The following is an 8,622-nucleotide window of genomic DNA, read 5'->3' as shown; positions in this document are numbered from 1 at the left end:
TCGGTCGCGACGCTCCCCAACGGCCGCCACGTCGCCGTCGTGCCCATCAAGGCGGCCGACGAGCAGCCCCTTTCCGGCGATGCACTGCTCGAGGATCTGTTCGGCGGCGAATGGCCGACCGACGGGTTCGAGCACTACGAGCCGGGGCAAATCGCCGATGCCGCGCGCGAGGCCGGGCTGGTCGGGCTCGGCGGCGCCGCATTCCCCACTCACGTGAAACTGCGGCGGAATGACGAGAAGCCGATTCAGACGCTGCTCGTCAACGGCTGCGAATGCGAGCCGTACCTTACCGCCGACTCCGCACTGATGCGGCACGCCCCGGAGGCGATCGTCAGCGGCGCGCTGCTGGCGCAGCGGTCCACCGGAGCGGCGGAGGTCATCGTCTGCACCGAGGATAACAAGCCGCAGGCCGCCGAGGCGCTGCGCGGCGCGATGCGGGGAACGCCGGTGCGGATGCGCGTGCTGAAGACCAAGTATCCGCAGGGCGGGGAGAGACAGCTCACCGCCGCCGTGCTTGGCAAGGCGGTGCCCACGGGTGGATTGCCGCTGGATGTCGGCGTCGTGGTGCTCAACGTCAGCACCTGCGCGGCGCTGGCGCGCGCGGTCGTCCGGGGCAAGCCGCTGACGCATCACATCTTGTCCGTGTCCGGCGGCGCCGTGAAGCAGCCGAAGAACCTCCTGGTGCCGGTTGGCGTGAGCTATCGCGAGGTGATCGAGTACTGCGGCGGCCTGACGCCGGAGGTGTCGCGCGTGGTGGCCGGCGGCCCGATGATGGGCTTCACCATCGGCAGCCTTGACGTCCCGGTGACGAAGGGCACGAGCGGGCTGACGGTTCTGACACGCAGAGAAGTCCGCAAGGCGGCGCAGACGACGTGCGTGCGGTGCGGCCGCTGCGCGGATGTGTGCCCCTTGCGGCTGGTGCCGACGAAGATCGCGCTCGCGGCGCAGGCCGGCAATCTGGAGCTTGCCGAGCGCTACCACATGAACGCGTGCATCGAGTGCGGCTGCTGTGCTTACGTCTGTCCGGCGAGCGTGCCGCTGGTGCAGCTCATTCGGTTGGGCAAGGTGATGCAGAGGAAGGTCGCCGGATCGTAGCGCCGACGATCGGCGACGGGAAGAGTCGAGCCAAGTGCCGGAACAGATCGAAGACACGGCGGCAGAGGAAACGGGCATCCCGACCCTCCACGTCGCCCCGTCGCCGCACCTGTCGGCGACGGCCGTGACGACGCGGTGGATGATGCGCGACGTGCTGATCGGCCTGGCGCCGGTGATGGCCGCGTCGGTCTTCCTGTTTCGCTGGTACGCGGTAGCGCAGGTCGGCTTGTGCGTGCTCACCTGCCTCACGGCGGAAGCGGTCTTCACGTGGATGCGCGGCAAGCCGGCGCGCCTCGGAGACCTCTCGGCCGCCGTCACGGGAGTGATCCTCGGCCTGTCGCTGCCGTGGAGCGCGCCGTGGTACGTCGCCGTGATCGGCGCGGTCGTCGCCATCGGGCTCGGCAAGATGGTGTTCGGCGGCCTCGGCTACAACATCTTTAACCCGGCGATGGTCGGCCGTGCGTTCGTCATGCTCAGCTTCGCCAAGGCACTGGGCGCGTCGGCGTACGTCTCCGCGCAGGCCGGCCTGACCGTCGTCACCCAGGCGACGCCGCTCACGGCGGCCAAGCAGTTTGCGGCGACTCTCGCGACGGGCAGGGCGGTCGCGGGTGATGTGCAGTTGCAGTTCGAGTCGGCGCGCGCGCTGTGGCCGCTGTTCGTCGGACAGGTCAACGGATCGCTGGGCGAGACGAGCGCGCTGGCGGTGCTGATTGGCGGTATCTACCTGTGCGCGCGGCGCTCGGCGTCGTGGGAGATTCCGACGGGGGTGATCCTGTCCGCATTCCTTCTCTCCGGCGCGGCGAACTGGGCGGGCGTGACGCCGTTTGCGGCGCTGCACCATGTCGTCGGCGGCGCGCTGCTGTTCGGCGCGTTCTTCATCGCCACCGATCCGGTCACGACTCCGCTGACCACGACAGGCAAGTTCATATTCGGGCTGGGTGTCGGGGCGCTGGTGATCATGATTCGCGTGTTCAGCAGCTATCCCGAAGGCGTGATGTTCGCGGTGCTGGTGATGAACGCGGTGACGCCGCTGCTCAACCGGTGGACGATTCCGCGCCCGGTCGGGGGGCCGGTGCCGGCGAGAACCTGAGAGCCGACCATGAGCGCAGCACAGACGCGAGGCGGTTATATCGGCCAGGCCTGGCTTGTGATTCTCCTGGCGCTGGCGTACGGCGGCGCGCTGGCGGGCGTCCAGACCGCGGTGAGCGGCAAGATCGCGGCGAACAAGCGGGCGGAGACCTTCGACGTGATCCCCGACCTCGTTGCGGGTGCGGACAAGGCGAAGACGGCCGAATTCGTGGTCGAGGGCACGGACGGCAAGCAAGCGCGCGTGTACCGGGTGTTTGACGCCGACGGCGACCACGTGGGCTGGGTGCTGCCCGGCGAGGGCCAGGGCTTCGCGGATCGCATCGAACTGCTCATCGGCCTCGACGCGCGGTTGGACACTATCACTGGGCTGTACGTGCTGGAGCAGAAAGAGACGCCCGGCCTGGGCAACTACATCACGAGTGAGGACTTCCGTGCCCGGTTCGCGGGCAAACCGACCGATCAGCCGGTGGCGATAGTGAAGTCCGAGCCGCAGGCCGATAACGAGATCCGCGCGCTGACCGGCGCAACGGTTTCCTCGGAGAGCGTCGCGGCGATCGTCAACGGAACGATCGCCAACTTGAAGGAGCCCGTCAGGCAGCAGGCGGCCGCCGCCGGCGCGGGGCCGGCGATTCCCGCCGCCACGCGATAGGCGAACCTCCGAGAGGGAAGCAAGGCCAAGTATGGCGCAGGACGGACCGACAGCACTGGAGCGGTTCATCAACGGGATCCTGCCGGAGAACCCGGTCTATCGGCAGCTGTTGGGGATGTGCCCGACGCTGGCGGTGACCAATGGGATGAAGCCGGCGATGACGATGGCGGGGGCGACGGCGTTCGTCCTGATCTGCGCCAACGTGCTGATCAGCCTGATCCGCGGCCAGCTCAAGCCGCACCTGCGCATCCTCGTGTTCACGCTGACGATCGCGACATTCGTGACCATCGCGGACCGATTCCTCGCGGCGTATATGTACGAGATGAGCAAGCAGCTCGGGCCGTACGTGCCGCTGATCATCGTCAACTGCGTCATCATCTCGCGCTGTGAGATCTGCGCGTCGAAGCAGAAGGTCGGGGTCGCGCTGGCCGACGGTGTCGGCATGTCATTGGGATTCGCGATCGCGCTCGCGAGCATCGCGACGGTGCGCGAGATCCTGGGGTCGGGGACGTGGTTCGGGCTCCCGGCGCTGCCCGCGGGATGGCCGGGGTGGGGCATCATGGTGCTGCCGCCGGGCGCGTTCCTGACGCTCGGCCTGCTGCTCGGCGTCGCGGAGTGGGCGAGCCACCGCCAGGCGCAAACCGCGATATGGAAGACGGTGAGGATGCTGTGGTCATGGAGACGCTGACGACCCTGATTCTCATATTCGTCGGCGCGGCGTTGATCAACAACTTCGTGCTGCACTACTTCGTGGGGATCTGCCCGTTCCTCGGCGTGTCGCGGCGCGTGGATACCGCCTTCGGCATGGGCTGCGCGGTGACGTTCGTCATCTCGATCGCGTCGCTCCTCAACTGGGCGCTGACGTACTACCTGCTGCGGCCGGGCGCGCCGCTGCCGGCGTGGGTGTGGCGGACGGCCGGCGGCGATCCCGCGGTCACGGTTGACCTGTCCGTGCTCAGCTACATCATCTACATCTTCGTCATCGCCTCGTCGGTGCAGTTCGTCGAGATGTACGTGCGCAAGTTCTTCCCGCCGCTGTACAAGTCGTTCGGTGTATACCTGCCGCTGATCACGACCAACTGCGCGATTCTCTTCGCGTCGCTCGAGATCATGAAGCACATGCAGGACGCGACCAAGCTGTGGGGGCTCGCCGAGGCGCTGGCGCTGGCGCTGGGCGGCGGGATCGGCTTCACCATCGCGATATCGCTGATGGCGGGAATCCGGGAGGAACTCGACCTGTGCGACGTCCCCCGGCCGCTCAAGGGCGCGGGCATCGCGCTCATCGTCGCGGGCATAATGGCGATGGCATTCATGGGGTTCACCGGCGTGGACAAGGGCGTGCAGGGCGCGCTCGCGGTGTTGCTCAAATGAGGATGATCGACCGATGCTGAGCGCGGTCGCAGTGATACTCGCGGCCGGCGTGCTGGCGTTGCTGGCGGTGGCCATGGGTCACGTGCTGGGCTGGGCGAACCGGCGGTTTCATGTGGCGGTGGACCCCAAGGTCGAGGCGCTGCTGGCCGTGCTGCCGGGCGCCAACTGCGGCGGTTGCGGGTTCGTCGGTTGCGCGGAGTATGCGGAAGCCGTGGCCAGGGGCGAGGCCGAGGTGTCGCTGTGCGCGCCGGGCGGCGCCGCCGCGGCCATGGAACTCGCCGACATCATGGGCGTCGAAGTCGCCGAGAGCCTGCCCTACCGGGCTGTCGTGCATTGTTCGGCGCACACCGATCAGCGCTTGCAGCGCGCCGCGTATCGCGGCGCGCCGACCTGCGCGGCGGTCAACCTGGTGGCGGGGGTGCAGGGCTGCACCTACGGCTGCCTCGGCTTCGGCGACTGCGAGCGCGCCTGCAACTACGACGCGATACGCGTCACGGACGGGCTGTCCAACGTCAACTACGACCGGTGCGTCGGCTGCGGAGCGTGCGCGCGCGTGTGCCCGCGCAACATCATCACCCTCGCGCCGTTCAAATCCGACCGCATGCTCGTGGTCGCGTGTTCCAATCACGACACGGCCGCGGACGTGAGGGCGGTATGCATGGTCGGATGTCTCGGCTGCCGGGCCTGCACGCGCATTGCGCCAGAGCTGATTTCCGTGGACGGCGCGCTGCCCGAGATCAACTACGACGTCTACGATCCGAGCGACCAAGCGCTGGTGAAGGTCCTCGAGAAGTGCCCGAGGAAGCGGCTGACATTCGTCGGCAAGCCGACGGAGAAGGACCTCGCCGCGGTCGCCGATAAGGAACTGCCCGAGGAGATCCAGGCCGACTTCAAGACCACCGTTGACGACACCGAGTGGTGGGGGTAGGCGGGCCCACTTCGCCGCCCCTCGTGATGGAACCGGCCGGAGCTAGGGCGAAGACCCGGCCCGCGTCGGTGGTGCGCTGCCTGCAGGCGTAACCCGCGGCAGCGGGTCCATGAACAGCGGTCGACACCCGTCGGTGCAAAGGATACGATGGTCCTCCCCCGTCCCCGCGACGATCAGCGCCTCGACTCCCTTCGGCAGCCGTTTGAAGCCGTGCGGCCCGGTCACACTCAGCGCGGTCGCCCAGATGTCCGCGCTGAGCGCACTCCTTGCGATGACGGTCACGGACGGCGCCGCGTCTGCCGGGCGGCCGGTGCGGGGATCAATAATGTGACTGTATCGTTCGCCTTCGATGACGGTGAAGCGCGCATAGCTGCCGCTGGTGCAGACGGCTCCGCCGGCTAACCGCAAGCGGCTGAGGCGCGTGACGCCCAATGGATTCTTGACCTCCACCGTCCAGTGCGGGTCGTCCGGCGGCTCCCCGAAGCACTTCAAGTCGCCCCCGAGATCAACCAGGCCGCCCGCGACGCCTGCGCGGTGGAGCGCCTGCGCAGCGCGGTCTATGGCGTAACCCTTGGCGATGCCGCCGAGGTCCACCCTCGCGCTCGCGCCGCGTTTCACTGCCCCCGCGTCGGTCAACTCGATGAGGTCCCAATGAGACGCAGCGCGGGCTTCGTCAAGCTCGGCCTGGGTGGGCACGCGATCGCGCTCGGCAGCGCGCTTCCATAGCTCGATGAGCGGGCCGATGGTGGCATCGAACGCGCCTCCGGTTTGGTCTGCGGCGTCCCGAGCGGCGCGGAGCACCGCCACAGTGTCACGCGATAGGGGTACCTGCTCGGCTGCCGACGCGGCATTGAGGCGGGAGATCTCCGAATCCGCGAGCCACACGCTCATGCGCGCTTCGACCGCGCGCAGGACGGATTCCGCTCGACGGAGCGCATCCTCGGCGCGGGCCGTGTCGCGCGAGTTCACGACGGCGGCGAGCGTGCACGTCGTTCCCATGATGCGTTCGGGGTGACGGGTGACCGCGACGCGTCCGCCGGCATGCCGCCCGGCCGTCTGCCACAGGGCCACACCGGTCAGTGCCGCCAGCGCGAGAATGAGCGCCGCGCCGAGGAATGTGTCCTTACGCATCGCCGTGCTTCAGTCGGACTCCAGGCGCAGGAAGTCGAGGACGATGTAATCGCCCGGCTGCGCATAGGTGAAATCCGTGGGATCGGAGGTCGCCCCGGGGCCGATGCCGAGGTAGTAGAACTTGATGTCGAAGACGTGCTCGCCGCCTTCGAGGCCGAAAAGCTCCTTCAGGTTATAGGCATAGTAGCGATGCCACGAGCCCCCGTTCGCGCCGAGGCCGTCCTCGCGGAGCAGGAGCAGCGTGCCGGTCGCCTTGTGCAGAACCTTGACGGCGTGGGTCGCGGGCGCGCCAGTGCCGGAATCCTTTTGCTTCCACGTCAGGTAGGGATACCGGTCGAGGTCAACGGCGACATTGCGGATGAGCACGTGGGGCCAATTGCCGCGCGACGGGCGCCGGCGCATGATGATGACATCGTCTGCCGCGGGCGCCAGGGCCAGGTATGCGGAGTTGCGCTCGGTGGTGGCGTCCATGTGGTCGTCGAGATCCCACTGATGCGAGGTCGGGGTGATCTCGATGAACTTGGCGGGGGCGGTCTGCTGCCGGTGCCCGCCGAACTCGCTCGGCGGCGCCGGCTCCGAGGTGCGACTCAACTGGAATTCGCGGGCGCGCGCCAGTGCCTCGCGCGTGTCGGCGGGCGACATGGCGGGCGTGTCCTGCGCCGCTGCGGCGGGCGCAAGCACCGGATCGGCGAGCCCTTCGGGAAGCGTCCCTGCCATCTCCCCCGTGTTGTTCGCCAGGGCGAACTTGAGCATCCCCGGCCGCGCGCCCCGGAAGTACGTGTTGAGATCAATGCTCTCGTCCACCACGACCGCCGGCACGCCGGTCAGGATGCAGTCGCGGACTTCCAAGCCGTTCGGGACCTCCTCGCAGTACACCGCGCACGCGCGGGCGTTGTTGCCGAGCGCGGCGACGAAGCAGTCGTCGAGCAGGATGGTCGAGCCGAACGCCTGCGGGGTGAAGCGGGTGAAGTTGACGACCGGCGTGAAGCCCGCGCCCTCGCCGCCGAAGCGGCAGTGGACGCAGGTGAGATTGGCGCCGTGATTGTCTATCCAGCGCTGGTCGTGTCCGTTGACCAACGGCACGCCGACGAGGTGGTCAATCACGAGACGCGCGCCGCGATGCTCGATAACCGCCTGGTCGCGCATCTCGATGCTCGACGTGATCCAGCAATCGCGCACGGCGGTTTCGTCGGTGTGCGTGATGAGCGCCTGGCGGCAGCAGACGAAGATGCAGTTGCTGATAACGGCGAGGGTCGAGTTGGTGCCTGCTCTGAACTCGACTGCCGGTCCGGCGCTGCCGTAGAACCGGCAGTCGCGGATGACGAGCAGTCCGGTGTCGAGGTTAGGATTAGCGAGAGAGACATGACTTCGCCCGCCGACGAAGGTGAGTCCCTCGATCGTCATGCGCCAGGCCCAGTCCGCGCGGACGACGTCCTTGTCCGGATCTCTCTGTTCGATGACGGCATAGCCCTCACCCCTGATGACGGTGCCGGCGAGGTTGACCGTGTCTGAGATCACATACTTGCCGCTCGGGAAGACCACGGCGGGGCTGGTGACGTAGTACGGGCCGCCCGGGTACGGCTCGCTGCGCGCGCGTTTCTGGGCCTCGTCAATAGCGGCCTGGATCGCCGCGGTGTCGTCGGCGACGCCGTCGCCTTGCGCGCCGAAGTCCTTGACATTGACGGAGTCGCCGGCGGCTTGCGCACAGCCGCAGCCGGCAACGAGGAAGAAGGCAACGAGAACGGCGTGGAGCGACAGTCGCGCGCGACCTTTCATGCTTGCCGGTACCCGGGACTTGTCTTGGAGGATGATCCTGCGGCGTTCTTGGCTGCCGCGGCATCGAGTCCCTGCACGGTTCTCAGCGCGCGAGTCCGACGGCGATGAGGGCGGCGAGAGCGTACATGCCGAGCGCGATGAACATCACGGCGCTGAAGCCGGAGGTGATGGCGATGGCTATCGCCAACACGGACGCGAGAACAGACGTGGCGCCGTTGGCCGCCCACAGCCACGGGATGATCTCGGCGGAGCGCACGTTGGCGATCTTCAGGCCGAGCGGGAACGGCATGCCCATGACGAGCCCGATTGGGAGCAAAAGCCCGGCTGCGACGGCGACCCGCGCCGCCGGTTCAAGCCCGATCAGGCGCGCGAGCAGCGCTGGCAGCGGCAGGATGTAGAACAACAGCAGGACGACGAGGATGCCCGCAGCCGCAGCGGCGGCGCGGGCGGCACGCTCCGGCACCCAGCGGGCGGTGAGCGAAGCGCCAATGCCGCCGAAGACGAGCAAGGAGAACAGAATCACGGACAGCGCGTAGATCGGGTGCCCGAGGAAGAGTATGAACCGCTGAATGAGCGGAATCTC

Annotated in this window: 9 protein-coding genes; 6 read left to right on the top strand and 3 right to left on the bottom strand. The window is 67.9% G+C overall.

The genetic code is table 11. From position 1 onward, the window contains the following. The 6 genes from rsxC to JSV65_11225 form a co-directional block, all read left to right on the top strand. Positions 1-1,095: electron transport complex subunit RsxC (rsxC, locus tag JSV65_11250; protein ID UCH33157.1), on the top strand; the 1,095-nt coding region annotated here is incomplete at its 5' end. Positions 1,096-1,141: 46 nt separating this feature from the next. Then, entirely contained in the window at positions 1,142-2,185 is a 1,044-nt protein-coding gene (locus JSV65_11245; GenBank protein ID UCH36759.1) for an RnfABCDGE type electron transport complex subunit D, read from the top strand. Between the two features lie 9 nt (positions 2,186-2,194). After that, entirely contained in the window at positions 2,195-2,833 is a 639-nt protein-coding gene (locus JSV65_11240) for an FMN-binding protein (protein ID UCH33156.1), read from the top strand. A gap of 31 nt (positions 2,834-2,864) precedes the next feature. Beyond that, a complete protein-coding gene (rsxE, locus tag JSV65_11235) occupies positions 2,865-3,521 on the top strand; it encodes an electron transport complex subunit RsxE (GenBank protein ID UCH33155.1) in 657 nt (218 codons plus the stop codon). Further along, the gene (locus JSV65_11230; protein ID UCH33154.1) at positions 3,509-4,204 is read left to right on the top strand and encodes an RnfA-Nqr electron transport subunit; all 696 of its coding nucleotides are present in this window, start codon (positions 3,509-3,511) and stop codon (positions 4,202-4,204) included. The genes rsxE and JSV65_11230 overlap by 13 nt, the downstream gene beginning before the upstream one ends. A 16-nt stretch (positions 4,205-4,220) precedes the next feature. After that, positions 4,221-5,132 carry an RnfABCDGE type electron transport complex subunit B gene (locus JSV65_11225; protein UCH36758.1) on the top strand — a complete coding sequence of 304 codons (912 nt, stop codon included), beginning with the start codon at positions 4,221-4,223 and terminating at the stop codon, positions 5,130-5,132. Positions 5,133-5,174: 42 nt separating this feature from the next. Here JSV65_11225 and JSV65_11220 read toward each other — a convergent pair whose 3' ends face one another. The 3 genes from JSV65_11220 to JSV65_11210 all read right to left on the bottom strand — a co-directional run. Next, positions 5,175-6,263 carry an FAD:protein FMN transferase gene (locus JSV65_11220; GenBank protein ID UCH33153.1) on the bottom strand — a complete coding sequence of 363 codons (1,089 nt, stop codon included), beginning with the start codon at positions 6,261-6,263 and terminating at the stop codon, positions 5,175-5,177. 9 nt (positions 6,264-6,272) lie between these two features. Then, positions 6,273-8,039 carry a hypothetical protein gene (locus JSV65_11215; protein ID UCH33152.1) on the bottom strand — a complete coding sequence of 589 codons (1,767 nt, stop codon included), beginning with the start codon at positions 8,037-8,039 and terminating at the stop codon, positions 6,273-6,275. Positions 8,040-8,121: 82 nt separating this feature from the next. Next, on the bottom strand, positions 8,122-8,622 hold a 501-nt coding region (locus JSV65_11210; GenBank protein ID UCH33151.1), incomplete at its 5' end, for an SAM-dependent methyltransferase.

This window comes from Armatimonadota bacterium, from assembly GCA_020354555.1.
In the GTDB taxonomy this organism is placed as follows: Bacteria; Armatimonadota; Hebobacteria.
The sequence above is the reverse complement of the archived record's forward strand: the minus strand, read 5'-3'. Positions and strand labels throughout refer to the sequence as shown.